Below are 25,517 nucleotides of genomic sequence, written 5' to 3' on the forward strand. Positions count from 1 at the left end.
GAGCCAGGATAAAGGATCGAGGATAAAGGCGAAAGGAAGATCCTTTATCCTCGATCCTTTCTCCTTTCTCCTCCTGTAAGGAGTATCGGTATCCGCGCCCCGACCCGGTTTTCTTCGGAGGTCACGATGCTTTTGTAGGCCAGGGCTTCGACCCCGGCGGCGGTAACTTCGCGGAGCAGACGGCCGTATTCGGGATCGATGGCGTCGGCGGGGGTGAAGGCGGTCGCTTCGCCGCGCTGGACGAGAAAGAAAATCACCGCCCGATAGCCCTCCTGCCGGGCCCGTAACAGTTCCCGCAGATGCTTTTGGCCGCGCGTGGTCACGGCGTCGGGAAAGCAGGCGACTTGCGGATCGCAGCAGAGGGTGACGTTTTTAACCTCGACCAGCACCTTTTCCCCAGGCTTTTCCAGCAAAAAGTCGATACGGCTGTCATGATAGCGGAATTCGGGCCGGACTTCGAACCCGGCGAGTCCGTCGATCCAGCCCTGGCGCAAGCCCTCTTCCACCACCCGGTTGGTGCGGTGGGTGTGGGTATCGACCCAGTGCCCCTCGACCTCGATCAGTTCCAGGGTGTAGCGCAGCTTGCGCGCCGGGTTGTCGGCGGCGGAGATCAGTACCCGATGCCCGGGGACGGCGCACTGCTTCATGCTGCCGGTGTTGGGGGTGTGGGCGGTAACGACGGTGCCGTCGGCCAGTTCGACGTCGGTGAGAAAGCGCTGGTAGCGGCGCAGCAGACGCCCTGCGATGAGGGGCGCGGGGAGCTTCACCCGGCGATCTCCGCCATCTCCCGTTCGGAGAGTCCAATCAGGTAAAGGATGGAATCGAGATTCTGTTGATTGATGTGAAAATCGGCCTGTTCCCGCACCCGCGCCTTGGCGTTGAAGGCGATCCCCAGCCCGGCTCGCCCCAACATCGGCAGATCGTTGGCGCCGTCACCGATGGCGATGGCCTGGTCGAGGGTAATCCCTTCTTTCCCGGCGATCTCTTCGAGCAGTTGCGCCTTGCGCGCGCCGTCGACGATGGTCCCGGCAACCTCGCCGGTGACGATGCCGTCGACGATTTCCAAACCGTTGGCGTAGGCGTAGTCGAGACCGAGGTCAGACTTGAGCCGGTCGGTGAAGAACTGGAAGCCGCCGGAGATGACGGCGGTCTTGAAGCCGAGACGTTTGAGGATGGTGACCAGATTGCGGGCGCCGGGGGTCAGGGGAATATTGCGGTAGACCTGCTCCAGCGCCTCGGCTTTGAGCCCCTTGAGCAGGGCGACCCGCTCGCGCAGCGCGCCGGAGAAATCGAGTTCGCCGTTCATCGCCCGCTCGGTGATTTCCGCCACCTGCTCGCCAACCCCGGCGACCCGGGCCAGCTCGTCGATGACCTCGACCTGAATCAGGGTCGAATCCATATCCATCACCACCAGGCGCTTGGCCCGGCGATAGAGGCTCTCCTTCTGCACGGCGATATCGACCCCGACACTCGCGCCGGTGTGGAGCAGTTTGCGGGTCATGACCTTGACGTCCAGGTCCGGCGTGGTGGTGATGAGAAACTCGACGCAGCGCAGCTGCCCCTGGGTGAGCTTGGAGATGCGTTCGATGTTAACCGCGTGCTCGGCGAGAATACGCGAAACCCGGGCGAGGGCCAGGGCGTTCACTTCACCGCCGAGGATCGTCACGACATAGGCGTTGCGGGTCGTCTTGCGCCGGTATTCGGCCTCGCTGAGCACTTGAAAATCGAGGTCGAGACCGAGCTCCTTGGCGAGAAAGAGCAACTCCTTGACCAGCGGTTTCTGATCGCTTTCGCCGGTGGGAAAGTCGATGAGCACCGACAGGGAGAGCAGGGTGTGGGTGACGCTCTGTTCGATGTCGCGAATGCGGGCACCGGCCTCGGCGATGTGGCCGGTGACGGCGGCGATGATGCCGGTGCGGTCCGGGCCGGTCAGGGTCAGAAGAACCATCTTGTTGTCCATGGGCAATGCCTCTCGCAGCGGGGAAGTTGGGGCATTCTACCCGCAACGCCTGGCCCCCGCAAGTTCCGATGCCGGCAGTGTTGATGCCGGCGGTAAATATTTCTTGCAGGGGCGGTATCGGCATGCTACACAGCCGAGCGTAACCACCCATCCCCATCAGGAGCCTGTCATGAGCTACCAAGCCCCCGAAGCGTTCGCCAACGTCACCGCCGCCTGCAAGGCCAATATCTATTTCGACGGCAAGGTGGTCAGCCATACCCTGACCCTGGCCGACGGCAGCCGCAAGACCCTCGGCCTGATCTATCCCGGCCTTTATAAATTCAACACCGGCGCCCCCGAAAAGATGGAAATCATCGCCGGCGCTTGCCGCGCGCGCATTGCCGGTAACGTCGACTGGATCGGCTTTACCGCCGGGACCTGGTTCGACGTGCCGGGCAACTCCTTCTTTGAGATCGAAGTGACTGACGGCGTCGCCGAATACGTCTGTTCCTTCTGCTAAACCTGCCGGAAAGGTCCGCCATGCCGGAAATCGGCCGCTTCAATACCCTGGAAATCGCCGCCCTCGACACCGACGGCGCCCACTTCCAGACCTCCGCCGGGGAGATTCTCCTCCCCGCCCGGGAAGTCCCCGCCGCTGCCCAGGTCGGCGAACACCTGCGGGTCTTCGTCTACCACGACGGCGCCCGGTTGCTCGCCACGATGCGCGCCCCCCTGGCCCAGGTCGGCGAATTCGCCCTGTTCAAAGTGGCGCAAGTCACCCCGGTCGGCGCCTTTCTCGACTGGGGGCTGCCCAAGGAACTGCTCGTCCCCTTTTCCGAACAGCCCCGGCGCATGCAGGCCGGACGCAAATATCTGGTCAAGATCTGCCTCGACAATCGCGGCCGCATCGTCGCCACCGGCCGTCTCGACCCCTGCCTGGAACCGGGATCCGGGGATCTCAAGGACGGCGACGAGGTCGCGTTGATGATCCGGGAATTCACCGATCTCGGTGCCAAGGTCATCGTCAACGAACTCTACGACGGCCTGCTCTATCGGGATGAGCTGCGCGCCGGGCTGCACCGGGGGACGCGCCTGCGGGGCTTCGTCAAGCATGTACGGGAGGATGGGAAAATCGACGTCACCCTGCGCCGGGTCGGGGCCGAAGGAATCGTTGAGGCGCGGGAACGGATTCTGGCGGAACTTGCCCGCTCGGGGGAACTGCCCCTGCACGACGACAGCCCGCCGGAACTGATCCGCGAGCGCCTGGGGATGAGCAAGAAGACCTTCAAACGCGCCGTCGGTGGTCTTTACAAGGAAGGACTGATCGAACCGCCGGAAGGGGGCATCCGGCTGCGACGCCCGTAAAAATATGCTTCCCACACAAAAAAAGCCACGGCCGAAAAGATCGCGCCGTGGCTTTTTTTGTGGAAACAGGTTGCCGGATCAGGTTCCCGGCTTGTGGCAGAACTCGCAGGAGTTGTCGATCTTTTTGTGCTTGTGGCAGCCCTTGCAGAGCAGGTGATAGGCATCCTGGCTGTTTGGAACCTTCGGATCCTTGCCGTCATGGCAGTTGGAACACTTGCCGTCTTCGGTGCCAGTGTGATGGCACAGGATGCAGGAAACTCCCTCTTCTCGGTGAATTCTCGGCGAAAAAGCAACCGAGCCGAGCTTGCCCTTGCCGGGGAAAACCACCTGTTCGGGACAGCTCGCCCCTGCCTTTTCCTCCGCCATGACGGGAACCGTCACCAACAGCGCCGCCATCATCCCCGCAAGCACAATTATCCATCTCTTCATAACTCACCCCCAAATTTGATTAGACAAGCTAAATCTTTTTTATTTCAACATATTAGCTTGTCTCGCCGAGGCAAGTCAAGGAGCCGGAGAAAAATCCCGCCGAGCCCGGGTTGACGGGGATGGGATCAGCCTTCGGTCATCGCCCGGCAGTATTCAATCAATCTCTGGGTCGAGCTGTCGTGCCCAGTCGGCTCTTTCTCCCCTTCCAATTCGGGGAGAATCGTTTTCGCCAGTTGCTTGCCGAGTTCCACCCCCCACTGATCGAAGGAATTAACGTTCCAGATCACCCCTTGCACGAAAATCTTATGCTCGTAAAAGGCGATCAGCGACCCCAGGGTGCGCGGAGTCAGGCGCCGGTAGAGCAGAGAGTTCGTCGGCCGGTTGCCGGGAAAGATCTTGTGCGGCAGCAGTTTTTCGACCTCGTCCGGGGTTAGCCCCGAAGCCTCCAGTTCGGCGCGGGCCTCGGCTTCGTTCTTGCCTTTCATCAGCGCTTCGGTCTGGGCCAGGAAGTTGGAGAGGAGAATGGGCTGATGTCGCCCGAGGGGATTGTGGCTGTTGACTCCGGCGATGAAATCGCAGGGAATGAGCCGGGTGCCCTGATGGATCAGTTGGTAGAAGGCGTGCTGGCCGTTGGTCCCCGGTTCCCCCCAGATGATCGGCCCGGTGGCGTAATCGACCACCGCGCCGTCGAGGGTCACGCGCTTGCCGTTACTCTCCATATCCCCCTGTTGCAGGTAGGCGGGGAAGCGGGAAAGATACTGCTCATAAGGTAGGACCGCGTGCGATTCGGCGCCGAAGAAGTTGACGTACCAGACACCGAGCAGGGCCATGATGATTGGGATATTTTCCTCCATGGGGGCCATGCGAAAATGCTCGTCGACGGCATGAGCGCCATCGAGCAGTTCCTCGAAGCGGTCCATCCCCACCGCCAGCGCGATGGAGAGGCCGATGGCCGACCACAGGGAATAGCGCCCGCCGACCCAGTCCCAGAACTCGAACATATTGTCGGGATCGATGCCGAAAGCGCTCACCGCCTCGCCGTTGGTAGAAAGGGCAACGAAATGTCGACCGACGGCCGCCTCGTCCCCAAGTTTCGCCACCAGCCAGTCACGAGCCGACCAGGCGTTGGTCAGGGTTTCCTGGGTGGTGAAGGTTTTCGAGGCGACGATGAAGAGGGTCGTGGCCGGATCGAGGGACTTGAGGGTTTCCGCCAGATGGGTGGCATCGACGTTGGAAACGAAATGCACCCGCAAACCGGGTTGGGCGTAGTGCTTGAGCGCTTCGCAGACCATCAGCGGCCCGAGATCGGAACCGCCGATACCGATATTGACCACGTCGGTGATCGGTTTTCCGGTAAAGCCGAGCCAACTTCCGGAGCGTACCGCGTCACTGAACGTCCGCATTTTATCGAGCACCGCCCGGACCTTGGGCATGACGTCGACGCCGTCCACCGGTATCGGCCGACAGCCGCGATGGCGCAAGGCAACATGCAGCACCGCGCGATCCTCGGTCGTATTGATGCGCTGGCCGCGGAACATCGCTTCGATGCGCGCCCCCAGGCCAACCTGCCGGGCAAGATCGAAAAGCAGGGGGAGGGTCTCTTCGGTGATGCGGTTTTTTGAATAATCAAAAAGAAACTCGTCCCAGCGTAGGGAGAATTTTTCGAAACGCCCGGGATCGGCGGCGAAAAGTTCGCGCATCGACAGCGCGGCAACCTCCCGGTGATGGGCCTTCAGGGCCTTCCAGGCGGGCAGCTCGGTGAGGCGGATCATTTGCAGTCCTCGCGCCAGAGGCAGCCGAGCTCGCCGCAACGCTCGATCTGCTCGGTACCGAAGCACTGGGGATTGCCTTCCGCCGCCTGAATCGCCCGAATCAATTCGACCTTTTTCAGTTTGCCGGGCTTGACTCCACGGTCCTTGGCGACTTCCTTGATCTGTTCCATATTCATGAGAGATCCTCCTGGTTGAGTATTGGGATAGATGCTTAAAATAGCACCCACCCCGGCTTTTGCAACCGGAATTCCCCTGCTACGGAACGTCCCCCGCCGCCACCGACGACCCTTTTGCACCGCTTAACTTCCAACACAAACCACAACTGCCTGAAACCATTTGACCGCACGCTCGTGCTTTTTGAAAAGGATTATCATTTTCTCGTTGACAGCGGGGGTCGACTTCCCCTATAAACTGAAAACCGTTTTCAATATCAATTCAACCACCGACCCAAGGAGCCGATATCATGATGCCCCTCGCCCTTTTGAGCCCCGGAGAATCCGGTGAAATCGTCAGCGTTAATGTCCCTCTGGAAAAGCGATCCGGCTGCTGCGGCCAATGTAACGGCGAACGTCACCACAAGGCACAGCGCGGTGAAGAGATGGGCCTGCGCGCGGGCAAAGTGGTGGAGATGCTCCACAACGGCGCCGGTCCCCTGCTGCTGCGTATCGATGATGCGCGTATCGCCCTCAGCCGCGGCATGGCCATGAAAATTTCCGTCAGGAGGATCCAATGAATCTCGCCAAGCTCAAACCCGGCCAGTCGGCCCAGATTACCGCTATCGGCAACCTCGGCCCCATTCGTCGGCGGCTCATGGATATGGGCGTCATCGTCGGAGAAACGGTCAAAGTGGTGAAGGTCGCGCCCCTGGGCGACCCCATCGAAGTGACGGTGAAAAGTTATCAACTCTCCCTGCGCAAGCAGGAAGCTGAAGCGATTGCGGTGGAGGTGAAGTCATGAGTTATCAGGGAACGGCGGTACCGAGCCAAACCGCCCAGAAAGTCATCACCGTCGCCGTCGCCGGCAACCCCAATGCCGGCAAATCGACCCTGATCAACGCCATCGCCGGCAGCCGCCTGCACGTCGGCAACTGGCCGGGGGTAACGGTGGAGAAGAAGGAAGCCCGTTTCGAGTTCGCGGGCCGCGGCATCCGTCTGATCGACCTGCCGGGCACCTATTCCCTCTCCCCCTACACCCAGGAGGAGATCATCGCCCGCGACTATCTACTGCGGGAAAAACCCGATCTGATCATCAACGTGGTCGACGCCACCAACCTGGAGCGCAATCTCTACCTGACTGTGCAACTGCTGGAGTTGGAAATCCCCACAGTGATGGCTCTCAACATCTTCGACGAAGCCCAGGCCAAGGGTTTCAAGATCGATGTCGACGGCATCGCCGAGATGCTCGGCATCACCGTCATCCCCACCGCCGCCGTCAAAAACCAGGGACTGCAAGAACTGCTGGCGGCGGTTCTGGCCACCGCCGAGCGTCAGGAAAACCGCCGGCCCCGTCAACTCAGCTATGGCGAAGATATCGACCGGGCCATCGCTGAAATCGGTCAAAACCTGACGGACAAACACCCGCAGCTGGCCGAGCGTTATCCCCTGCGCTGGCTGGCCTGCAAGCTGCTGGAAGCAGACCCCGAGGTGACCAAGGAGGCCAATCTCGTCCCCGGTGAGGTTGCCGGCGAAGCAGTGGATCACCTGCGTCGGGCCCACGGCGAGGACATCGAATCGCTGATGGCCGACGCCCGCTACGGGCTGGCCAACGGCCTGACCCGGGAAGTGCTGCAACGGCCGGAGATCCGCAAGGAGGAGTTGACCGAGAAGATCGACCGCATCGTTCTCAATCGTTTCTTGGGCATTCCCATCTTCCTGGCGGCCATGTGGCTGATGTTCAAACTCACCTTTGACCTCTCCGCCCCTTTCGGCGACTGGCTCGACGGCATGATCGCCGGCCCCTTCATGCGCTGGATGGCGGCCGGATTGGGAGCGGTCGGCGCGCCGGACTGGACGGTGTCGCTGGCGGTGGACGGGGTTATGGCGGGGGTCGGCTTCGTCCTGGTCTTCGTGCCGGTGATCTTCGCCATGATGTTCTTCATCACCTTCCTCGAAGGGAGCGGCTACATGGCCCGCGCCGCCTTCGTCATGGACCGGGCGATGCACGCCATCGGCCTGCACGGCAAGTCCTTCATCCCCATGCTCCTGGGCTTCGGCTGCAACGTCCCCGGCATCTACGCCACCCGCACCCTGGAAAATCCCCGGGACAAGGCGCTCACCGCCCTGCTCGTCCCGCTCATGTCCTGCGGCGCCCGACTGCCGGTCTACGTCCTCTTCGCCGGGGTCTTCTTCGGCGCGGCGGCCGGCACGGTAATCTGGTCTCTGTACCTGCTCGGCATCGCCCTGGCGATTGTCATGGGGATGATCTTCAAGCGCACCCTCTTTCGTGGGGAAACGCCGATGTTCATCATGGAACTCCCCCCTTACCGGTTGCCTTCCTTCCGCAGCCTCTGCCTGCACACCTGGGAGAAGGGGAAACACTTCCTGATCAAAGCGGGAACCTATATCCTGGCCGTCTCGGTCTTCGTCTGGTTCGCCCTCAACCTCCCCTGGGGGGTGGAGAGCAAACGCGATTCCTACCTCGGCCAGGCCGGTGCCGCCATCGCCCCGGTTTTCGAACCTCTCGGCTTCGGCACCTGGGAGGCAGCCTCGTCGCTCCTCACCGGCGTCGTCGCCAAGGAAATCGTGGTCGGCACCATGGGCGAGATCTACGCCCCCGGGGCACTGGAAGAAAGCACGAATGAAACCGTCCCGACCCTGGGCGAGGACCTGCGCGAGATCGTCGTCTCCTTCGGCGGCGCCCTCAAGGAGGCAGGAAGCAATGTCGTCTCGACCTTCGGCGTTTCCAGCCTCGCGATTGAGGAAGAGGCCAGCGACTCGCCCCTCAAGGAAGCGGTGCGCGGCTCTTTCACCCCTCTCTCGGCCTACGCCTTCATGGCTTTCGTCCTGCTCTACATGCCCTGCGTGGTCGTGGCCATCGCCATGCGCCAAGAGTTCGGCACCTGGAAATGGTTCGGCATCGCCTTCGCCTACCAGACCGCCCTGGCCTGGAGCGTCGCCCTGATCATCTACCAGGGGGGCCGTTTCCTCGGCCTGGGAGGCTGAGATGGGCTGGACGGATATTCTCTGGATGACGGCGATCCTGAGCGGCGCGAGTTGGCTTCTCTACCGCTCGGTGATCACTAAAAAAGGGCACTGCCCGGGCTGCTCTCAGGACAGCGACCGCAAATAAAAGACAATTAGATACAGTAACTTGAAAAGGAGATATTGAGCGATGACCTTGCGTCACCTTTTGTTAACCGGCCTGATTATGTTCGTCGGCATCCTTCCGGCCTGGGCCGACGCTCCCGATGCGCGGGGCGAGATCGAAAACCTCAAACGCCGCATCGCCGCCCTGGAAGGGCGCGAGGCCGAAGCGGACCAACCCTTTACCCTGGAAACTTTCGGCAAATATCTGCGCCTGCATGGCCTGCTGGAATTAGAGGGAATCTGGGAGAAACCGGAAGGAGGAGATGAAACGAGCGACCTGACTCTGGCCACCGCCCAGGTGCAGCTCGAAGTCGAGATCAACGAGAATATCGGCGGACACATGGTCTTTCTCTACGAGGAAGTCGAGGGTGAGGACGATACGGTCGAAATCGACGAGGCCCTCATTCACCTGACCCATCCTTTTGACGTTCTCGGCGGCCGGATCGGTATCTACGGCGGCAAGATGTACGTCCCCTTCGGCATGTTCAACAGCCACTTCGTCTCCGATCCCCTGACGTTGGAGCTGGGGGAAACGAACGACACCGCCCTCTATCTCGACTATCTCTGGCGGGATCTGGTGGAATTCAAAACCGGCTTTTTCAACGGCGAAGTTGACACCGTCGGCGACAACAACAGCATCGATTCCTTCGTCGCGGCCGTCGAGGTCACCCCCGCCGAGGGGTTGAGCTTCGGCGTATCGTATATCAGCGACCTGGCCGAGAGCGACGGCGAACTGGTCACGGATGAAAGCCTCTACCGTTCCAGCGTCGCCGGCGGCGCGGCCTATCTCTCCGCGAGCTACGGCATTTTCACCTTTGAGGCGGAATATCTCGCCGCCCTGGAGGATTTCGACCGGGATCTGGTCGCAGCCAATCTCGATCTCGGAGATGACGCCAGTGGCCTCAGCGGCCGGCGCCCCCGCACCTGGAACCTGGAGCTGGCGCTGACCCCGGCGGAAGGCTGGGAAGTGGCGGTGAAGGCGGAACAATCCCGGGATTTCATGGATGACGCCCGGCGGCACGGCATCGTCGTCGCCCACGGCCTTTTCCGCAACACCTCGCTGGCGCTGGAATACCTGCACAGCGACGGGAAGGGAGAAGAGAATGATCCCGTTCACACCACCACCGCACAGCTCGCCTTTTCGTTCTGAGCCAGAAAAAAAGCCGGGGTAGCCACCCCGGCTTTTTTACGTTTGTATTGTTGAATGCTCGACTACTGCCCCTGCCCACGAGGACGGCGCCGCCGCTCCGGCCCCTGATAGGAAGGGGAAAAATGGGTGCGTACCTGATCCTCCGCAGCGTCGACCCAACCCGAGGAACGGCGGAAGTGGGTGATCTCCCCGGACGCGATCATCTTGCCGAGCAGATCGACGGGAACCTTGCGGAAAGTACCATCCTCGAAACGCACCAGAATCATCCCCAACCTCCTATCGGATTTTTTTGGTCTCTTGAATTCTAGTCAACAAGCCCTTAAGCCGCAAGGGGGACGTCGAATTTCTTCTCAAGATGGACCACTCGGAGAAGAAGCGCTATGCTTTCGGAAGGTTCCACGATCACGACAGCCCGCCGGGAGAAACCGCATGCGCAAAAAAGTCCTCCGTACACACCACAAAAAGATCGGCGCCTCGCCCGGAACCCTGGTGCACGTCGGTGAACGCAAGGTCGAAACGGTAAAAATTTCCGTCTTCGAATACGACGCCGAGCACCTGACGGAAAAAACCCCGCGCCGGGTGGAGGACTGCGCCTCCTGCCCCGTCGGCCCACGGGTCTGCTGGGTCGATATCGCCGGCATCCATCAGGTGGACATTCTGGAAAAATGCGGCGGGATCTTCGGTTTGCACCCGCTGGTTCTGGAAGATATCCTCAATACCGGCCATCGCCCCAAGTTCGAGGAGCACGACGACTTTCTCTTTCTGGTCCTGAAGATGCTCTCCCTCCCCGAAACCGGGACGGAAATCCGCGTCGAGCAGATCAGCCTGATTGTCGGGCGCAACCACCTCGTGACTTTTCAGGAGCAGGAGGGGGACCTCTTCAATGGGGTGCGCGAACGCCTGCGCGGCAACCGGGGAAAGATCCGCAAGCGCGGCGCCGACTACCTGGCCTACGCCCTGATCGACGCCGTCGTCGACGGCCACTTTCTCATTCTGGAGAAGTTCGGCGACGAAATCGAACGACTCGAAGACGAGCTCCTCGGCAACCCCTCGCCGGAAACCCTCCAGCGCATCCACCAGCTCAAGCGCGAGATGATTTTGCTGCGCAAGTCGGTCTGGCCCCTGCGCGAACTCATCGGCGGCTTGCAACGCTGCGAATCCCCCCTCATCGCCGAGGGGACCGGCATCTTCCTGCGGGACGTCTACGATCACACCATCCAGATCATCGACACCGTGGAAACCTTCCGCGACATGCTCGCGGGGATGCTCGACCTGTACCTGTCGAGCGTCAGCAATCGCATGAATGAAATCATGAAGGTGCTCACCGTCATCGCCACCATCTTCATCCCCCTCACCTTTCTCGCCGGGGTCTACGGCATGAACTTCGAGTACCTGCCCGAATTGCGCTGGCGCTGGGGCTACGCCACCTTCTGGGTTTTGAGCATCCTCTGCGCACTGGGGATGCTGAAGTTTTTCCGGGGAAAGAAGTGGCTGTGAGGATGAGAAACCCTTGCGGATCCCCCGTGGATTGACTTATGGCAAAGATTGCCATAATCTTCTCTTCATATCCCCCATTTCACCCAAGGAGCGACTCATGGCAACGATGAACATTTCCCTTCCCGATCAGATGAAGGAGTGGATCGAGGAATGCGTCCAATCGGGACGCTACGCCAATGCCTCCGATTACGTCCGCGACCTCATCCGACGGGACCACATAAAACTGGCGGAGTTGCGGCAGGCGTTGATCGAAGGGGAAAATTCCGGGCCGTCCACGGCGCTGGATGTCGACGCCTTCATCGCGGCGAAAAAAACCGGCCTCAGGCTATGAACAGACTGGTTCTCTCGCCCCGGGCCAAAGCCGATCTGGGGGAGATCTGGGACTATACTTCGAATCGCTGGGGCGTCGATCAGGCGGAAAAGTATCTGCGCGAACTCTGGCGCGAACTGGAAAGACTGGCCAAAAATCCGGCGGCGGCCGTGGATATCGGGGACGTGCGAGCCGGATACCGCAAATTCCGGATCGGTTCCCATGTCGCCTTCTTCAGGACAACCGCCACCGGCATTGATGTCGTCCGCATCCTGCACCAAAGAATGGATTTCGAGCGGCATCTTTGATGGCATCGAATATCTGGATCACCAAGCTCCGACAACTCCGCTTGGCGACAGGAAGAAACCGGACCACCCCTTGCCGAGCGGCTCTTTCCATGTAAGCTTGATCTAAGAGTCCCGCAAGTTTCCGACTTCTCAAATGTGCAAGAGGTGACGGCCATGACGACACACAAAATCTATCTGAATCCGACCCCGGTACGCATCTGGCATTGGCTCCACGCTTTGGGCATCGTAACCCTGATTCTGAGCGGGTTGCAGATCCGCTTTCCCGAGTACGTCAACCTCTTCGGCACCTACAAGTCGGCGATTCGCCTGCACAATACTGCCGGCATCGTGGTCGCCCTCTCCTTCGTCCTCTGGTTCGGCTACTACGCCCTGATCGCCGGTTCCCTGGCCAAGCTCTACATCCCCGGCAAGCATGACATCCAGCGCGGCCTCTGGCTGCAGGGGGTTTACTACTTCTTCAACTTCTTCCGCGGCCGCCCCAACCCCCATCACGCCACGCCGGAAAACAAATTCAACGCCTTGCAAAAATCGGCCTACATGGTCATCATGCTGATGCTCGTCCCGCTGGTGACCCTCACCGGGCTGGCGCTCCTCTATATCGCCCCAGCCTGGAGCTTGGTGAACATGGTCGGCGGCCTGAAGATTCTGGTCAATCTGCACTTCCTTTGCGCCTGCGCCCTGTGCGCCTTCGTCTTCACCCATGTCTATCTGGCCACCCTGGGCGTCACTCCCTGGGCGCATTTCAAGCCGATGTGGGACGGCTGGGAAGAGATCGAGGAGAAACACTAACCGTGTAACCTACCGGCCCCGGGCCGGTCCGAGGATCGCCCCATGGCCGTCGCCAGGAAAGACTACATCCACCCCCTCTTTTTACGCCTTTGGCATGCCTTCCACGGTAGCTGCGTGCTGGTTCTGATCGGAACCGGCGCGCAGTTGCGTTTTCCCGGGCAGATTCATGTCGTTCCCAACTTCCGCATCGCCATCGAAGTCCACAACACCACCGGGTTGCTCGTCACCTTCAGCTTCTTCGTCTGGTTCTTCTATCACGCCATTCTCGCCGGTAGTCTCGGCACCCTTTATCTGCCGCGCAGGGGGGAGTTGAGCAGCAAACTGCGCGCCCAGTTGCGCTACTATTTCGGCGGCTACTTTCATGGCGAGCCCAACCCGCACCAGCCGACCTCGGACAACAAGTTCAACCCCATCGAAAAACCCCTTTATCTGCTGGTCATGCTCGGCCTCTTCCCGGTGCAGATGGTCACCGGCATGGCCCTGAAATCCCTCTCTCCCCCCTGGAAAATCATCGACATGTTCGGCAGCATCAAGGCCCTCATCGCCATCCACTGGATCGTCGGCTGCGCGATCCTGGCCTTTCTCCTCCTGCACGTCTATCTCTCGACCCTCGGCGTCACCTTCTGGTCCCGCTTCCGCACCATCCTCCACGGCTGGACCGAGGTAAAACGCTAGGCCTCCCCCAGCATCCCTTCACACAACCGACGAAGCTCGGCCGCCTCCCGTTCGGGACGATAGCCTTCCAGATCAGGGAGGGAAAGCAACTCGCGCAGAGCGCCGTCGTCGAGCAAACGCGAGGCGCACGCCAGAAACTCCGACCCATCCCCATAAAGCAGACCATTTTCCCCCGGCCGCACCACCGCCGCGTTGCCGGGGATGTCGCGAGCGAGAATCGGCCGCCCGACGACCGTCGCTTCGAGCAGGGCGTTGGGCAGACCCTCGGCGACGGAATTGTTGAGGATGACGTCCACTTCCGCCATGGCGGCGGGCATGGCCTCGGCGGGAATGATCCCGAAATACCTGGCCCAGGGGCGCTCGTTCAGGGCGGCATGGAAGCGGCGGGCATAGTCCGCATCCAGTTCCGGGCCACAGAAAGCGACGATGAAATCCTGCCGTTGCCGGACCAGAGGGTCGAAAAGTTCAAGCAACTCCAGCACCCCTTTAACCGGCCGCAGGCTCGCTGGACAGAAGAAGAGAAAAACCCCCGGCGGGATCCCATGCAGTCGGCGCAAAGCATAGGGCGCCGTGCCCAGTTCGATGCCGGGGGGGAGATAATGCAGGCGCGAGCCGAGTTGCGGATAATCGCGGCGCAGCGCCGCACAGGTCAGGGGATTTTGGCTTGCGACGACGGCGGCTTCGCGGAAGGCCCGCAGAATCCAGGGACGCTGCTCGGAGTCGTCCAGGCCCTGATGGACATCGGTGCCGGTCAACAGCACCAGAAAGGGCAGCTTGGCGCCGGCCTCCAGCCAGGGGCGGCCGGTGCGGTAGGCGTGCAAGAGAATCGCCAGATCGGGGGCGAAGGCGGCGACTTCCTCGGCCACAGCCGCCGGCTCCGGAGGGACTTCCGCCAGCCGGACAACGGCCCCAAAAGCTTCCAGTCCCCGCTGAAAACGGCGGGCGGTCACGTAGTTGCCGGTGGCCCGGTCCTGCCGGGGGGAGAGGATCAGGATGCGCATGCGCAGGCTCCGAAATGGGTCAGGTGGATTTCTTTTTCACAGACAAGTCGGGTCATACGCGGATCGGTCAGGGCCAGGATTTCCCGAACCCGCTCCGGGCCGGAAAAGGGCTGCCCCGCATCACGGTAACCGGGATGCACCATCAGCTCCCAGACCCCATCCGGCATCTCTTCCAAAACCGCCAGCAGCGCCTGGTTGTCAAGCCGGTCGAGAATGGTCATGCCCCACAGGCCTTGCGGCGCGAAGAACCCGGCCCCATCGATTAGCGCCGAAACGGCGGGTGCCAGGCGCCGGTAAAGAGCCAGTTCGTCGCCGAGAGGGGGCGGCGGATCGCGCCGGGGATCTTCCGCCGGCAATGGCCGCCGCAGAGCCCGAATGCCTTCGTCACGGGCGAGATCGAGCACCAGTTCGGTCACAGCGGAAAAGAGGAGGAAATGCTGGTGGCTGTCGAGATGATCGGGCGTCAATCCAGCCTGGCGCACGCGGTCGATCTGTGCCGCCAGCTCCCGCCGTGCGCCCTGGCGGTCGAAATCGCCGGCGGCGAGAATCCGCCGCAGCTCAGGCTTGCCGGAAAATCCCCCCCCTTCGTCGGTGAGACCGGCGATAACGCCGGTCAGCGCCCGCCCTTCCGAGAGGTTCAGGTGAACCCCCAGCGGCATCCCCAGGCGCAGGGCTTCGCGGGTCGCCTCGGTGAAGTGTGGGCCGTTCGCCAAAAGCGAAACACTGGTGACAATCCCCTGCTCAAAACAGCGAAAAATTCCCCGGTCCCGCTCCGGCCCGCTCCCCAAATCATCGGCATTGACAATCAGCTGAATCATCTCTCCACCCTCCCTTTCAATCTAATCGGCGAGAACAAGTTAACCCGCAAGGCGCGGTCGCGGCAATCCCAAAGTCGACCGGACCCTTCCGCCGCCCGGCTGGACCTTTGCCGGGGAGCGGCTATGATTAAAGTGTAAACGTTTCCAGCCCCGTGATCAGGCCCCGCAAAGAAAGCCCCCCTTATGGCCGATGTGAACCACAATCCGGGAACCGTCGTCGCCGTGCGCGGCTCGGTGGTGGATGTCCGCTTCGACGGCGAACTCCCTCGCGTCGACACCCTGCTCCAGGCCGGGGATAACGGCGAAGTCGTCATCGAGGTTGCTTTGCATCTCGATGCCCGACGGGTGCGCGGCATCGCCCTCACCCCGACCCAGGGGTTGTCCCGGGGCGCCGTCGTCACCAATCGCGGCGAGCCCTTGCGGGTGCCAGTTGGGCCGGAGATTCTCGGCCGCGCCTTCAACGTCTTCGGCGAACCGATCGACCGGGGGGAGTCGCTGCCCGATGCGGAGCGGCGCTCCATCCACCGCAAGCCGGTGCCCCTGGCCGAGCGCTCGACCCGCGAGGAAATCTTCACCACCGGCATCAAGGCCATCGATGTCCTCGCCCCATTGGAGCGAGGCGGCAAGGCCGGTTTTTTCGGCGGCGCCGGGGTCGGCAAAACGGTCCTCATCACCGAGCTGATTCACAATATGGCCGGCGAGCATGAGGGGGTTTCGGTCTTCTGCGGCATCGGCGAACGCTGTCGCGAGGGGGAAGAACTCTATCGTGAGATGCACGACGCCGGCGTGCTGAAAAATACGGTCATGGTCTTCGGCCAGATGAACGAGCCGCCGGGAGCGCGCTTTCGCGCCGGGTTCACCGCCCTGACCATGGCCGAATACTTCCGCGAGGATCGCGGGCAGGATGTGCTGCTCTTGATCGACAACATCTTCCGCTACATCCAGGCGGGCATGGAGATTTCCGGGCTGCTCGGTCTGCTCCCTTCGCGCCTCGGCTATCAGCCGACCCTGGCCACCGAACTGGCAGCCCTGCAAGAGCGCATCATCAACACCCGGCGCGGCGCCATTACCTCGATTCAGGCGGTCTACGTCCCCGCCGACGATTTCACCGACCCCGCCGCCGTCCATACCTTTTCCCACCTCTCCGCCACCATCGTCCTCTCACGCAAACGGGCGGGCGAAGGGCTCTATCCGGCCGTCGATCCCCTGGAATCGGGCTCGAAAATGCTCAGCCCCGAGGTAGTCGGCGAACGCCATTACCGCATCGCGAAAGAGATTCGCCACACCCTCGCCACTTACGAAGAACTCAAGGACATCATCGCCATGCTCGGCATCGAGGAACTCTCCCGCGAGGACCGGCAGACGGTCTTTCGGGCGCGCCGCCTGGAGCGCTTTCTCACCCAGCCTTTCTTCACCACCGAGCAGTTCACCGGGATGGCCGGACGGGCCGTCCCCCTGGAAGCGGCCTTGGCGGGCTGCGAGCGGATTCTCGCCGACGAGTTCAGCGACCTGCCGGAGAAGGCTCTGTACATGATCGGCACCATCGACGAAGTCAAGGGGAAGGATAAGGGATGAAGCTGCGGGTGCTCGTTCCCGACGAGGTGGTGCTCGACGCCGAGGTCGTCTCCTTGATGGCCGAAGGGGAAGATGGGCACTTCGGCATCAAGCCCCGACATATCGACTTCGTCTCGGCGTTGCCGCCGGGACTGCTCTTTTTCACCCGCAAGGACGCGGCCGAAGGGGAATATCTGGCGGTGGATCGGGGGATTCTGGTGAAACAGGCCGAAACAGTCACCGTCTCGACCCGCCGCGCCGTCGGCGGCGTTCCTCTCGAAGAATTGCTGACGACGGTCACCGAACGTTTTGTCGAGCTGGATGATCGCGAACGGGCCGTGCGTTCGGCGGTGGCCCGCCTCGAAGCGGGATTTCTCCGCCGGGTGATGGATCTCAAATGAACGATAAACCGCGCACGCCGGATAAAACGCCCGCTCCCGACCGGGACTTTCAACGGCGACTGGCCGCCAAACAGCGCCGCCGCCTGCACAGCCAACGGCAGGGGGAGCAAACGGCCTGGTTCGGGCTGGGGATGTTCGGTCTGGTCGGCTGGTCGGTGGCCATTCCCACGGTGCTCTGCATCGCCCTCGGCCTCTGGCTCGACCGCACCGTGACCGGCCGCTATTCCTGGACGTTGCTGCTCCTCGGCGTCGGCATCACCCTCGGCTGCCTGAACGCCTGGTACTGGGTCGGCAATGAGCGCCGGGCGATCGAACGGGAGCGACGCGATCCAGAGGAGAAGGACGATGCCCTTTGATCCCATTCTCATGACCTGTGCCTTTGCCGTCGGCGCCGCTGTTGGCGGCCTCTACTTCGGCGGTCTCTGGCTCACCGTGCGCCGCCTGGCGACCGCCCGGCAGCCGAAAAAGCTGCTGGTGATCAGTTATGGATTGCGTCTCTCGCTCTTATTGGCGGCCTTCTATCCCCTGGCCCGGCATGGGCTGACTGCCGTCGCCGCCGCCATGGCCGGCCTACTCCTTTCCCGTCACCTGTGGCTGGCAAGCAAGGGGCGCAACCGCTCCACTCCCCGGGAGGCATGATGCAGATCAGCCCCGACCACATCCTGCTCTGGCAAGGACCGGGCTTCGCTCTGAACGCCACCTTGGCCTTCACCTGGCTGAACATGCTGCTTCTGGCAACCGGGGCGGCGGTCATCACCGGCCGCCTGACGACCTCCGGAAACCTTTCGAAGGGGCAAAATCTGCTCGAGACCCTGGTTACCGGAGTCTGCAAGGAACTGGAGGCGCTGGGCCTTACGCCGGCCAAGGAATTTCTTCCCTTCATCGGCACCCTCTTTCTCTTCGTCCTCACCGCCAATCTGCTTTCGGTCGTCCCCGGTTACCAGGCGCCCACCGGTTCCCTCTCCACCACCACGGCCCTGGCCCTCTGCGTGCTGGTCGCCGTCCCCTGGTGGGGCATCAAACGCCAGGGGGTGCGCAACTATCTCAGGCTCTACCTGGAACCGACGCCGCTCATGCTCCCCTTCAACCTCTTCGGTGAACTGGCGCGGACCCTGGCCCTGGCGGTGCGCCTCTTCGGCAATATCATGAGCGGAACGATGATCGCCGCCATCCTGCTGACCGTCGCCCCGCTCATTTTCCCGGTCATCATGAATCTCCTCGGACTGATCATCGGCGTCATCCAGGCCTACATCTTCGCCATCCTCGCCGCCGTCTACATCGCCGCCGCCGTGCAGACGCGGGAGGGGGAGGAAAGCGAATGATGAGTGATGAATGAGGCGACAACTACCAACTACCAACTACCAACTACCAACTACCAACTACCAAAGGAGCCCATATGGACATTCTCGGATGGATTGCCGTCGCTTCGATTTTCGCCGCCGGCCTATGCATGGGGATCGGCGCCATCGGCCCGGCCCTCGGCGAAGGCCGCGCCCTGGCCCAGGCCCTGAGCGCCCTGGCCCAGCAACCGGACGAAGCCAACACCATCACCCGCACCCTCTTCGTCGGCATGGCCATGGTCGAATCGACGGGCATCTACTGCTTTGTCGTCACCATGATCCTGCTCTTCGCCAACCCCTTCTGGAACCACTTCATCAAGCTGGCGGCGGAGAAGTAGATGCTCATCGACTGGACCACGGTCGCCTTTCAGCTCTTCAACTTCCTGCTGCTGGTTGTGCTGCTCAAGCGCTTTCTCTATGGCCCGATCACCCGCGCCATGGACCGTCGCGAAGAAGAGCTGACCGAGATTCGGGACGAGGCGTCACGCCTGCGCGCCGAAGCCGAGACGGCCCTCGATAGCTACCTGCGCCAACAGCGGGAGTTGGAGGAAGAGAGCGCCGAGCTGCTGCGCCGGGCGACCGAAGAGGCGGAGACCCGGCGTCGGGAACTCCTTGCCCAGGCGCACGCAGAGGCGGAAGTCCAGCGCGATCAGTGGCGCCAGGCCCTGCACAGTCAACAGCGGGAATTTCTCGCCGAACTACAACAGCGCTCGGTGACCGGCGTCCTCACTCTGGCCCGCCGGGCGCTGGCCGAGTTGACCGATGAAACGCTGGAGAACGCCCTGGCCCGGGAGCTGCTGACCCGTCTGCGGGAACTGCCGGAGCCGGATCAAGCCCGTTTCCTGGCGGCGGCCAGGTCGGGACGGCTGGTTGCCCGCGGCGGCTTCGCGGCGGACGAGGATTTACGGCACAAACTGGAACAGGCCTTGGGCGACAAGGTCGGCGCGCCGGTCGAACTCGCCTGGGAAGAGAGCCCCGAGGCGACTCTCGACATCGAAATCATCGGCGACGGTCGGCGCCTGGCCTGGGGCATCTCCGGTTACCTGGAAGAGGTACGGGAACGGGTGCGGAAGCTCTTTGATGGGCAGGGGCGCGCGGAGGTAAACGGAACCGATTCGCCGATGGAGGAACCATGAACCGGACCCCGGAAAGCCTGACGGCGGCGCTCGATGCAGCCATGGCCACCCTGGACGAGGCGGTCGCGGGGGGCAAGGCGCGCCTCACCCCGGAAGAGATCGGTCACATCACCTATATCGGTAAGGGCATCGCCCTGATCGACGGCCTCCCCGGCGTGCGCAGTGAAGAGCTGCTGATGCTGGGGGACGGCGTTCAAGGCTTGGTCTTCAATATCGATCCCGAGCAGGTCGGCGTCATCCTCTTGGGGGATTACGGTGCCCTCGGCGCCGGCGATCTGGTTCGGCGCAGCGGTGAAGTGCTGGCGGTCCCGGTCGGGGAGGATCTCCTCGGGCGGGTCGTCGATCCCCTCGGGCGGCCCCGCGACAGCCGGGGAGAGCCCGTCTGCCATGAGCGGCTGCCGGTCGAACGGCCGGCGGCGGAAGTCATGGACCGGGCACCGGTCACCGTCCCCCTGGCGACGGGGATCAAGGTCATCGACGCCCTGATTCCCATCGGCCGCGGCCAACGGGAACTGATCCTCGGCGACCGGCAGACCGGCAAAAGCGCCATCGCCATCGACACCATTGTCAACCAGCGTGGGAAAGATGTCGTTTGCATCTACTGCGCCATCGGTCAACGCTCATCGAGCATCGCCCGGGTGATCGAACAGCTGCAGCGGCACGGGGCGCTCGATTACACCCTGGTCGTCGTCGCCGAGGGGGACGATCCGCCCGGACTGCAATATATCGCTCCCTACGCCGCCACCAGCATGGGGGAATTTTTCATGGAACAGGGACGCGACGTGCTCGTGGTCTACGACGACCTCACCCAGCACGCCCGTGCCTACCGGGAACTTTCCCTGCTGCTGCGGCGGCCGCCGGGGCGGGAGGCCTTCCCCGGCGACATCTTCTATCTGCACTCGCGCCTGCTCGAACGCTCCACCCATCTGCGCCCCGAGCGGGGCGGCGGCTCACTCACCGCCTTGCCGATCATCGAAACCGAGGCGCAGAATCTTTCGGCCTACATCCCGACCAATCTCATTTCCATCACCGACGGCCAGATCTACCTGTCGCCGCAGCTTTTCCAGAAGGGTTTGCTTCCCCCGGTCGAGGTCGGCAAGTCGGTCTCGCGGGTCGGCGGCAAGACCCAGTTGCCGGCCTATCGGGCGGTGGCCTCCGATCTCAAACTGAGCTACGCCCAATTCGAGGAGCTGGAAATTTTCTCTCGCTTCGGCACCCGGTTGGACGACGAAACCCGCCGCACTTTGGAGCGGGGGCGCAAGGTGCGCGGCATCCTCAAACAGCCCCAGCTCTCCCCCTTGAGCCCCGCCGAGCAGGTCATGGTCCTCTACGCCGTCACCCAGGGGCTCTTCGACGCCGTGCCGGAACCGGAGTTGTCCCAGGCCGAAGCCGCCGTCGTCGCCGCCCTCGGAATACTCCCCGACATCGTCCGCACCATCGAGCAAGGGGAGACGTTAAAACCAGAGGCCCTCGAAGCCTTGCTCGCGGCGGCACGAAAAGCCGTGTCCCCCTTGCTGGGCCCGGAAAAAGTAGCAGACGATCACTGAAACCGTTATTGGGCTGATCAAAAATGTCCAGGCGCAAGGCGCCCGAAATTCGAGGAGTGAGTCGTACCTCTAAGGTACGTCGCAACGACGAGGATGAGGGCAACGCCGCGAATGGGCGTTTTTCATCAGCCCTTCAGGAGCGTGGATGGAAACCTTGCAGGACATCCAACACCGCATCCGTGGCACCGCCGATCTGCATGCCGTGGTGCGCACCATGAAATCCCTGGCGGCGGTAAATATCCGCCAGTATGAAAAAGCCATGCTCTCCCTCGGGGATTACCGGCAATCGGTGGAACTCGGCCTGCGCGGGGTGCTGCGCCTGCGCCCGCTTCTGCCGCGCACGCCGGAACCCCGACGGGGCGTGGTGCTGATCCTTGGTTCCGATCAGGGGATGGCCGGACGCTTCAACGAAGTCCTCCTCGACTTCGCCGAAGAAGAGCTGCGCGACCAGCCACTGCCCGAAGCCGGATGGGAATTCTGGGCGGCGGGAGCGAAAATGATCGGCGGCGTCGAGGATCGTTTCCGTCCCCCTCGCGAAGCCTTCCCCCTCCCCGCCTCTTCCCACCAGATCACCGCGACGGTGCAGGAGGTGGTGCTGCGCTTCGAGGCCGCCTGCAGCGAGGGGGGAGAAACCCGCCTGCTGCTGTTGCACAACGAGCCCAGCCCCGGCGCCGGGTACCGCCGACGCCAGGCGATTCTCCACCCCCACGACCGGCGCTGGCTGGAGGCCATCGGCGGCCAGACCTGGCCCGGCCGCGCCCTCCCAGCCCACACCCTGCCCGCCGAACAACTCCTTTCCGCGCTGCTGCGGGAACATCTCTTCATCTCCCTCTTCGAAGCCTTCGCCGCCTCCCTCGCCGCCGAAAACGCCGCCAGGCTGGCGGCCATGCAGCAGGCGGAAAAAAAGATCGAGGAAATGACCCTCGATCTCACCGCCCGCTTCAACCACCTGCGCCAGACCCAGATCACCGAAGAACTCCTCGACGTTATTTCCGGCTTCGAAGCGCTCTCCAACTGACGTCCAAAAATCGCCCACGACCTAAGGACCCGAATGCAAAGATCTTTTAACCAAGACATTCTCCTGTTTTTTTTATGGACGCCGGAGCATCATTCCCCGTAAGATGAAAAGCGGCTTTAAAGCCGGATCTCTCATTTATGCACGGAAGGAAATCTGAATGGCACAGGCAAAAAAAGGTGATCGCGTCACCATCAACTTTATCGGCACCCTTGAGGACGGCACGGTTTTCGACACCACCTTTCCCGATTCCAATCCCGAAGCGGCTTGCAGCACCGAAGACTGCGGTTCGGACGATTGCGGCTGCTGTGATGAAAGCGGTCCCATGGAACTCGTCATCGGCGAGGACGATTTCTTCACCCAGATTGAAGAAGCGCTGGTCGGCATGGCTCCCGGCGAAAAGAAGATCGTGAAAATTCCCGCCGAAGACGCTTTTGGCGAATACGATGAAGACAAGGTCTTCACCGTCCCCCGCAGCGAAATTCCCGACGACATCTACCCCGAAGTCGGCCAAGAGTTGGAACTGACCGGCGAGGACGACGAAGTCATCGAAGTGACGGTCATCGAAGTCGACGAAGAAAACATCACCCTCGACGCCAATCATCCCCTGGCGGGGGAAGATCTCAGCTACGAGGTAGAACTGTTCGAAATCCTCTAGCCAACCGCCGCAACATTAAACAAAAGACAAAAGCCCCCGGAATTAAATTTCCGGGGGCTTTTGTCTTTGCGCCCTTGCCGACGAAAAAAGCCCCAGCGGTTGCCGGGGCTTTTCGTTTCATGCGTATCGCGGAAGAAGCTTACTTGACCTTCTGAGCCACCAGGTCTTCTTCTTCGATACCCACCGGTACTTCGGCTGCAACTTTGACCTTCTTGGGCTTGAGCGTCAGGGCCATCATGGCACCGACCAGAAGCATCACGCCGGCGGAGGCGAAGGAGACGGTGACGCCGCCGAACTTGGCATTGAGGGCCGCCGAGAGTTTCACCAGGACGAAGGCGCCGATGCCCCAGGCGGAGAAGAGGATACCGTAGTTCATGCCGTAGTTCTTGGTGCCCCAGTAGTCCTTGGCGAAGGACGGGAAGAGGGACAGGTTGGTGCCGTAGTTGAAACCGATGAAGGTAGCCAGCAGGGTGACGATGAGGCCGCTGGAAGCGTCGCTGGTGACGACCGGGATGGCGGCGAACATCAGAACTGCCTGGAAGCTCAGCATAATGGTCAGGGTAGCGGCGCGACCGATTTTGTCGGAAAGAACCCCGGCGACGATGCGGCCGGCGGCGTTACCGATCGCCATGACGGCGACGGCGATGAAAGCCATTTCGCCCATGCTCTTCTTGGCCAGACCAGCGATGCTGCCGATAACCATCAGGCCAGCACCGGCACCGATGAAGTAGGTCAGCCAACAGGTGTAGAAGCGGCCTTCTTTGAGCATCTGGGCAGGGGTCTTGTCTTCAACGTGGCTCTTCTTGGCAGCGGCGCTACCGACGGCCGGGGTTCCGGCGGGAATGTAGCCGGCCGGGGGATTGGCAACCAGCATGGCCATGCCGCAGACGATGGCGATGAAGGCGATACCAAGGATAAGCATGGTCTGATGCAGGCCATAAGCGCCCAGCAGGTACTGGCAGGTCGGCGCCAAGTAAACCGGGGCGACACCGAAGCCGGAGACGACGATCCCTGCGATCAGGCCGGTTTTAGCCGAGGGGAACCACTTGAGTGCCGGAGGCGTGGCCGCCGAGTAACCGAAACCGAAACCCGCGCCGGCGAAGACGCCGAAGCCGAGGATCCAGCCCCAGTAGCTGGAGGTCTGGGAGCAGATGATGAAGCCCGCGCCGACCAGCAGACCACCGAGGATGGCGGTGAGCCGGGGACCGACCTTGTCTTGCATCTTGCCACCGAGGATCATGCAGAGCGCGAAAACGAGGCAGGCATAGGCATAGGGGTCGCCCGAACCCGGGAACAGTTTGCCGATCTCGCCTTTGAGCATGCTGTAAGCATAAAGGATACCCAGGGCCAGGTTGATTCCGAGTCCGGCCATCGTTACGGTCCAACCTCTGTTTTTCACTTGTTGGCTAGTCATGACATTTACCTCCTTGGTTTGAATGGGTGTTTCGCTGTGATAGAGAGCCTGGTAACGCATATGGTAAGGGAGCGGCCATTTCACCTTGAAGGGCGGCACTTCCGGCCGTGTGTTCAAGGGTTTTTCCATGATGATTTCCCCCGCTCCCCGGGTTTCCTTCCCGGTCTTTCCCGTGTGGATTCTGATGCCTTTGTTTTCCATCTCCGGTGCCATTCGTGCCGCCAACTGCTGGTAACGAGCGCATGCGGTGTATCGGGTGTTACAGAAATCGACCATCATCTTGACGTCATGGGGGGAGATGTATCCGCACCCTACATCACAATCATCTTCGTTTTTTCTGAAGTAGGGGCAAAGTTTGTTTCCCGCCATGTCTGTGGCCTCGCTGTCTGGGTCCAAGTGCGGCGACCGTCTGTGCTTATCCATAAGAGCAACCCCCATACCAATGTTTTAAATTTTTGAATATTATTTTTTTATTGTTTATATTCAGACACTTACAAAGACATATTGAGGATTAAAAGAGCATCTTATCGATCGTTTGATTTCGCAGGAATGCAAAAGCGGACGGACTCAGACCCTGTTTCCCCGCTGGGATCAAACAACGCAGAAGCTGAATACAAGCCGGCATTGGGCGATTTTCATCAGCGAGAAAGGCCACTTAGAGATTTTCAAAACAGAGTTTTGCAATCCTGCAAGGGGTCCAGGAGCGAGATTTCGCAGCTTTGCGAATGGGCGGTTTCTCATGAGTCAGGCAGGTTCGTCGGGATCTCTTCGCTCAGACCATAACCACCATTGCCTAAAACGCCGCCGGCAACGTCGGCGAAGATTCGGTCGTCGTCTATCGTTAACAACCTCCTTCCTCCCCGTGTACGCAAAAAGGACCAGGCTCGTAGCCTGGTCCTTTTTGCGTTTTTCGGCGGCATTTGCCGCACTTCGTTCCGTCAATTCGCCATCCGCACAGCCTTTTGACAAGACCCGGCCGAAACTGTCGCCGGGAAAACCCTTCGTTACGCCAGATAAGGAAGATTCAACCACATGGCACAAAAAGTGCTTTATTGAAAATATTAAATTAATTAACAACCATTTTTTGATTTTAA

The 25,517-nt window shown here is 61.4% G+C and carries 31 protein-coding genes; 22 read left to right on the plus strand and 9 right to left on the minus strand.

Going from position 1 to position 25,517, the window contains the following annotated elements; genetic code table 11:
• Positions 1–44: 44 nt before the first annotated feature.
• Entirely contained in the window at positions 45–767 is a 723-nt protein-coding gene (gene sfsA / locus BQ4888_RS16925) for a DNA/RNA nuclease SfsA (protein WP_092058842.1), read from the minus strand.
• Positions 764–1,960, minus strand: a complete 1,197-nt coding sequence (gene serB / locus BQ4888_RS16930; protein ID WP_092058844.1) for a phosphoserine phosphatase SerB — start codon at positions 1,958–1,960, stop codon at positions 764–766. The genes sfsA and serB overlap by 4 nt, the downstream gene beginning before the upstream one ends.
• A gap of 169 nt (positions 1,961–2,129) precedes the next feature.
• Between serB and ppnP the strand changes: the two genes are divergently transcribed.
• Both ppnP and BQ4888_RS16940 read left to right on the plus strand, forming a co-directional pair.
• The gene (gene ppnP, locus BQ4888_RS16935; protein ID WP_092058846.1) at positions 2,130–2,459 is read left to right on the plus strand and encodes a pyrimidine/purine nucleoside phosphorylase; all 330 of its coding nucleotides are present in this window, start codon (positions 2,130–2,132) and stop codon (positions 2,457–2,459) included.
• A 20-nt stretch (positions 2,460–2,479) separates the two neighbouring features.
• Complete coding sequence (locus BQ4888_RS16940; RefSeq protein WP_092058848.1) at positions 2,480–3,304, plus strand: CvfB family protein; 825 nt, start codon at positions 2,480–2,482, stop codon at positions 3,302–3,304.
• Positions 3,305–3,382: 78 nt separating this feature from the next.
• On the opposite strand, the gene BQ4888_RS16945 is transcribed toward BQ4888_RS16940, so the two are convergent.
• From BQ4888_RS16945 to BQ4888_RS16955, 3 genes are all read right to left on the minus strand, one after another.
• Positions 3,383–3,733: a cytochrome c3 family protein gene (locus BQ4888_RS16945; protein WP_092058850.1), complete on the minus strand. Its 351-nt coding sequence runs from the start codon at positions 3,731–3,733 to the stop codon at positions 3,383–3,385.
• Between the two features lie 125 nt (positions 3,734–3,858).
• Positions 3,859–5,505, minus strand: a complete 1,647-nt coding sequence (gene pgi, locus BQ4888_RS16950; RefSeq protein ID WP_092058852.1) for a glucose-6-phosphate isomerase — start codon at positions 5,503–5,505, stop codon at positions 3,859–3,861.
• On the minus strand, positions 5,502–5,681 hold the full coding sequence (locus BQ4888_RS16955; protein WP_092058853.1) for an SAP domain-containing protein: 180 nt from the start codon (positions 5,679–5,681) through the stop codon (positions 5,502–5,504). Before BQ4888_RS16955 ends, pgi begins: the two co-directional genes overlap by 4 nt.
• Before the next feature lie 287 nt (positions 5,682–5,968).
• Here BQ4888_RS16955 and BQ4888_RS16960 point away from each other — a divergent pair, with 287 nt between their 5' ends.
• Genes BQ4888_RS16960 through BQ4888_RS16980 form a run of 5 tightly spaced genes read left to right on the plus strand, consistent with a single transcriptional unit; the run spans position 5,969 to position 9,960 of the window.
• Entirely contained in the window at positions 5,969–6,238 is a 270-nt protein-coding gene (locus BQ4888_RS16960; protein WP_092058855.1) for a FeoA family protein, read from the plus strand.
• Positions 6,235–6,462: a FeoA family protein gene (locus BQ4888_RS16965; protein WP_092058857.1), complete on the plus strand. Its 228-nt coding sequence runs from the start codon at positions 6,235–6,237 to the stop codon at positions 6,460–6,462. Before BQ4888_RS16960 ends, BQ4888_RS16965 begins: the two co-directional genes overlap by 4 nt.
• Positions 6,459–8,666 (plus strand): ferrous iron transport protein B, encoded by a 2,208-nt coding sequence (gene feoB / locus BQ4888_RS16970; RefSeq protein WP_092058859.1) that lies wholly within the window; start codon positions 6,459–6,461, stop codon positions 8,664–8,666. The genes BQ4888_RS16965 and feoB overlap by 4 nt, the downstream gene beginning before the upstream one ends.
• A gap of 1 nt (position 8,667) precedes the next feature.
• Positions 8,668–8,793: a FeoB-associated Cys-rich membrane protein gene (locus BQ4888_RS16975; RefSeq protein ID WP_092058861.1), complete on the plus strand. Its 126-nt coding sequence runs from the start codon at positions 8,668–8,670 to the stop codon at positions 8,791–8,793.
• Positions 8,794–8,835: 42 nt separating this feature from the next.
• Positions 8,836–9,960 (plus strand): LbtU family siderophore porin, encoded by a 1,125-nt coding sequence (locus tag BQ4888_RS16980; protein ID WP_092058863.1) that lies wholly within the window; start codon positions 8,836–8,838, stop codon positions 9,958–9,960.
• 62 nt (positions 9,961–10,022) lie between these two features.
• Here BQ4888_RS16980 and BQ4888_RS16985 read toward each other — a convergent pair whose 3' ends face one another.
• Positions 10,023–10,226, minus strand: a complete 204-nt coding sequence (locus tag BQ4888_RS16985) for a GSU3473 family protein (RefSeq protein WP_092058865.1) — start codon at positions 10,224–10,226, stop codon at positions 10,023–10,025.
• 163 nt (positions 10,227–10,389) lie between these two features.
• Between BQ4888_RS16985 and corA the strand changes: the two genes are divergently transcribed.
• The 5 genes from corA to BQ4888_RS17010 all read left to right on the plus strand — a co-directional run bounded on the left by corA (position 10,390) and on the right by BQ4888_RS17010 (position 13,539).
• Positions 10,390–11,457 carry a magnesium/cobalt transporter CorA gene (gene corA / locus BQ4888_RS16990; RefSeq protein ID WP_092058867.1) on the plus strand — a complete coding sequence of 356 codons (1,068 nt, stop codon included), beginning with the start codon at positions 10,390–10,392 and terminating at the stop codon, positions 11,455–11,457.
• A 97-nt stretch (positions 11,458–11,554) separates the two neighbouring features.
• On the plus strand, positions 11,555–11,788 hold the full coding sequence (locus tag BQ4888_RS16995; protein WP_092058869.1) for a type II toxin-antitoxin system ParD family antitoxin: 234 nt from the start codon (positions 11,555–11,557) through the stop codon (positions 11,786–11,788).
• A complete protein-coding gene (locus tag BQ4888_RS17000) occupies positions 11,785–12,075 on the plus strand; it encodes a type II toxin-antitoxin system RelE/ParE family toxin (RefSeq protein WP_092058871.1) in 291 nt (96 codons plus the stop codon). Before BQ4888_RS16995 ends, BQ4888_RS17000 begins: the two co-directional genes overlap by 4 nt.
• Before the next feature lie 153 nt (positions 12,076–12,228).
• Positions 12,229–12,864 (plus strand): cytochrome b/b6 domain-containing protein, encoded by a 636-nt coding sequence (locus BQ4888_RS17005; protein ID WP_092058873.1) that lies wholly within the window; start codon positions 12,229–12,231, stop codon positions 12,862–12,864.
• Positions 12,865–12,906: 42 nt separating this feature from the next.
• Positions 12,907–13,539, plus strand: a complete 633-nt coding sequence (locus tag BQ4888_RS17010) for a cytochrome b/b6 domain-containing protein (RefSeq protein ID WP_092058875.1) — start codon at positions 12,907–12,909, stop codon at positions 13,537–13,539.
• Here BQ4888_RS17010 and BQ4888_RS17015 read toward each other — a convergent pair.
• Together BQ4888_RS17015 and BQ4888_RS17020 are read right to left on the minus strand one after the other, a co-directional pair.
• A complete protein-coding gene (locus BQ4888_RS17015) occupies positions 13,536–14,540 on the minus strand; it encodes a glycosyltransferase (RefSeq protein WP_092058877.1) in 1,005 nt (334 codons plus the stop codon). The genes BQ4888_RS17010 and BQ4888_RS17015 overlap by 4 nt on opposite strands.
• Complete coding sequence (locus tag BQ4888_RS17020) at positions 14,528–15,358, minus strand: carbohydrate deacetylase (RefSeq protein ID WP_092058879.1); 831 nt, start codon at positions 15,356–15,358, stop codon at positions 14,528–14,530. Before BQ4888_RS17020 ends, BQ4888_RS17015 begins: the two co-directional genes overlap by 13 nt.
• Before the next feature lie 183 nt (positions 15,359–15,541).
• Here BQ4888_RS17020 and atpD point away from each other — a divergent pair, with 183 nt between their 5' ends.
• The 10 genes from atpD (at position 15,542) to BQ4888_RS17070 (ending at position 23,009) form a co-directional block, all read left to right on the plus strand.
• A complete protein-coding gene (atpD, locus tag BQ4888_RS17025) occupies positions 15,542–16,933 on the plus strand; it encodes a F0F1 ATP synthase subunit beta (RefSeq protein ID WP_092058881.1) in 1,392 nt (463 codons plus the stop codon).
• Complete coding sequence (locus BQ4888_RS17030; RefSeq protein ID WP_092058883.1) at positions 16,930–17,313, plus strand: F0F1 ATP synthase subunit epsilon; 384 nt, start codon at positions 16,930–16,932, stop codon at positions 17,311–17,313. The genes atpD and BQ4888_RS17030 overlap by 4 nt, the downstream gene beginning before the upstream one ends.
• Positions 17,310–17,669, plus strand: a complete 360-nt coding sequence (locus tag BQ4888_RS17035) for an AtpZ/AtpI family protein (protein ID WP_092058885.1) — start codon at positions 17,310–17,312, stop codon at positions 17,667–17,669. Before BQ4888_RS17030 ends, BQ4888_RS17035 begins: the two co-directional genes overlap by 4 nt.
• Positions 17,659–17,952 (plus strand): ATP synthase subunit I, encoded by a 294-nt coding sequence (locus tag BQ4888_RS17040; protein WP_170232931.1) that lies wholly within the window; start codon positions 17,659–17,661, stop codon positions 17,950–17,952. Before BQ4888_RS17035 ends, BQ4888_RS17040 begins: the two co-directional genes overlap by 11 nt.
• Positions 17,952–18,635, plus strand: a complete 684-nt coding sequence (locus BQ4888_RS17045; protein WP_092058889.1) for a F0F1 ATP synthase subunit A — start codon at positions 17,952–17,954, stop codon at positions 18,633–18,635. The genes BQ4888_RS17040 and BQ4888_RS17045 overlap by 1 nt, the downstream gene beginning before the upstream one ends.
• A 74-nt stretch (positions 18,636–18,709) precedes the next feature.
• The gene (locus tag BQ4888_RS17050) at positions 18,710–18,991 is read left to right on the plus strand and encodes a F0F1 ATP synthase subunit C (RefSeq protein ID WP_092058891.1); all 282 of its coding nucleotides are present in this window, start codon (positions 18,710–18,712) and stop codon (positions 18,989–18,991) included.
• The gene (locus BQ4888_RS17055; protein WP_092058893.1) at positions 18,992–19,789 is read left to right on the plus strand and encodes a F0F1 ATP synthase subunit B family protein; all 798 of its coding nucleotides are present in this window, start codon (positions 18,992–18,994) and stop codon (positions 19,787–19,789) included.
• Positions 19,786–21,336: an alternate F1F0 ATPase, F1 subunit alpha gene (locus BQ4888_RS17060; protein WP_092058895.1), complete on the plus strand. Its 1,551-nt coding sequence runs from the start codon at positions 19,786–19,788 to the stop codon at positions 21,334–21,336. Before BQ4888_RS17055 ends, BQ4888_RS17060 begins: the two co-directional genes overlap by 4 nt.
• A 145-nt stretch (positions 21,337–21,481) precedes the next feature.
• A complete protein-coding gene (locus BQ4888_RS17065; RefSeq protein ID WP_092058896.1) occupies positions 21,482–22,354 on the plus strand; it encodes a F0F1 ATP synthase subunit gamma in 873 nt (290 codons plus the stop codon).
• A 157-nt stretch (positions 22,355–22,511) separates the two neighbouring features.
• Positions 22,512–23,009 (plus strand): FKBP-type peptidyl-prolyl cis-trans isomerase, encoded by a 498-nt coding sequence (locus BQ4888_RS17070; RefSeq protein ID WP_092058897.1) that lies wholly within the window; start codon positions 22,512–22,514, stop codon positions 23,007–23,009.
• 139 nt (positions 23,010–23,148) lie between these two features.
• Here the strand turns inward: BQ4888_RS17070 and BQ4888_RS17075 are convergent, their stop codons facing one another.
• Entirely contained in the window at positions 23,149–24,423 is a 1,275-nt protein-coding gene (locus BQ4888_RS17075) for an L-lactate MFS transporter (protein WP_092058971.1), read from the minus strand.
• Positions 24,424–25,517: the final 1,094 nt, after the last annotated feature.

The organism is Desulfuromonas acetexigens, assembly GCF_900111775.1.
Lineage (GTDB): Bacteria > Desulfobacterota > Desulfuromonadia > Desulfuromonadales > Trichloromonadaceae > Trichloromonas > Trichloromonas acetexigens.

Bases quoted from the DNA above. Each gene is read 5' to 3' on its own strand.
- BQ4888_RS16960 (WP_092058855.1), top strand. From the start codon at position 5,969: ATGATGCCCCTCGCCCTTTTGAGCCCCGGAGAATCCGGTGAAATCGTC.
- BQ4888_RS17030 (WP_092058883.1), top strand. From the start codon at position 16,930: ATGAAGCTGCGGGTGCTCGTTCCCGACGAGGTGGTGCTCGACGCCGAG.
- BQ4888_RS16940 (WP_092058848.1), top strand. From the start codon at position 2,480: ATGCCGGAAATCGGCCGCTTCAATACCCTGGAAATCGCCGCCCTCGAC.
- BQ4888_RS17010 (WP_092058875.1), top strand. From the start codon at position 12,907: ATGGCCGTCGCCAGGAAAGACTACATCCACCCCCTCTTTTTACGCCTT.
- ppnP (WP_092058846.1), top strand. From the start codon at position 2,130: ATGAGCTACCAAGCCCCCGAAGCGTTCGCCAACGTCACCGCCGCCTGC.
- BQ4888_RS16985 (WP_092058865.1), bottom strand. From the start codon at position 10,226: ATGATTCTGGTGCGTTTCGAGGATGGTACTTTCCGCAAGGTTCCCGTC.
- pgi (WP_092058852.1), bottom strand. From the start codon at position 5,505: ATGATCCGCCTCACCGAGCTGCCCGCCTGGAAGGCCCTGAAGGCCCAT.
- BQ4888_RS17070 (WP_092058897.1), top strand. From the start codon at position 22,512: ATGGCACAGGCAAAAAAAGGTGATCGCGTCACCATCAACTTTATCGGC.
- BQ4888_RS16975 (WP_092058861.1), top strand. From the start codon at position 8,668: ATGGGCTGGACGGATATTCTCTGGATGACGGCGATCCTGAGCGGCGCG.
- BQ4888_RS17000 (WP_092058871.1), top strand. From the start codon at position 11,785: ATGAACAGACTGGTTCTCTCGCCCCGGGCCAAAGCCGATCTGGGGGAG.
- BQ4888_RS17050 (WP_092058891.1), top strand. From the start codon at position 18,710: ATGGACATTCTCGGATGGATTGCCGTCGCTTCGATTTTCGCCGCCGGC.
- feoB (WP_092058859.1), top strand. From the start codon at position 6,459: ATGAGTTATCAGGGAACGGCGGTACCGAGCCAAACCGCCCAGAAAGTC.
- BQ4888_RS17060 (WP_092058895.1), top strand. From the start codon at position 19,786: ATGAACCGGACCCCGGAAAGCCTGACGGCGGCGCTCGATGCAGCCATG.
- BQ4888_RS17015 (WP_092058877.1), bottom strand. From the start codon at position 14,540: ATGCGCATCCTGATCCTCTCCCCCCGGCAGGACCGGGCCACCGGCAAC.
- BQ4888_RS17020 (WP_092058879.1), bottom strand. From the start codon at position 15,358: ATGATTCAGCTGATTGTCAATGCCGATGATTTGGGGAGCGGGCCGGAG.
- BQ4888_RS17035 (WP_092058885.1), top strand. From the start codon at position 17,310: ATGAACGATAAACCGCGCACGCCGGATAAAACGCCCGCTCCCGACCGG.
- BQ4888_RS17005 (WP_092058873.1), top strand. From the start codon at position 12,229: ATGACGACACACAAAATCTATCTGAATCCGACCCCGGTACGCATCTGG.
- BQ4888_RS16995 (WP_092058869.1), top strand. From the start codon at position 11,555: ATGGCAACGATGAACATTTCCCTTCCCGATCAGATGAAGGAGTGGATC.
- BQ4888_RS17075 (WP_092058971.1), bottom strand. From the start codon at position 24,423: ATGACTAGCCAACAAGTGAAAAACAGAGGTTGGACCGTAACGATGGCC.
- corA (WP_092058867.1), top strand. From the start codon at position 10,390: ATGCGCAAAAAAGTCCTCCGTACACACCACAAAAAGATCGGCGCCTCG.
- BQ4888_RS16955 (WP_092058853.1), bottom strand. From the start codon at position 5,681: ATGAATATGGAACAGATCAAGGAAGTCGCCAAGGACCGTGGAGTCAAG.
- BQ4888_RS16965 (WP_092058857.1), top strand. From the start codon at position 6,235: ATGAATCTCGCCAAGCTCAAACCCGGCCAGTCGGCCCAGATTACCGCT.
- BQ4888_RS16945 (WP_092058850.1), bottom strand. From the start codon at position 3,733: ATGAAGAGATGGATAATTGTGCTTGCGGGGATGATGGCGGCGCTGTTG.
- atpD (WP_092058881.1), top strand. From the start codon at position 15,542: ATGGCCGATGTGAACCACAATCCGGGAACCGTCGTCGCCGTGCGCGGC.
- BQ4888_RS17040 (WP_170232931.1), top strand. From the start codon at position 17,659: ATGCCCTTTGATCCCATTCTCATGACCTGTGCCTTTGCCGTCGGCGCC.
- serB (WP_092058844.1), bottom strand. From the start codon at position 1,960: ATGGACAACAAGATGGTTCTTCTGACCCTGACCGGCCCGGACCGCACC.
- BQ4888_RS17045 (WP_092058889.1), top strand. From the start codon at position 17,952: ATGCAGATCAGCCCCGACCACATCCTGCTCTGGCAAGGACCGGGCTTC.
- BQ4888_RS17055 (WP_092058893.1), top strand. From the start codon at position 18,992: ATGCTCATCGACTGGACCACGGTCGCCTTTCAGCTCTTCAACTTCCTG.
- BQ4888_RS17065 (WP_092058896.1), top strand. From the start codon at position 21,482: ATGGAAACCTTGCAGGACATCCAACACCGCATCCGTGGCACCGCCGAT.
- BQ4888_RS16980 (WP_092058863.1), top strand. From the start codon at position 8,836: ATGACCTTGCGTCACCTTTTGTTAACCGGCCTGATTATGTTCGTCGGC.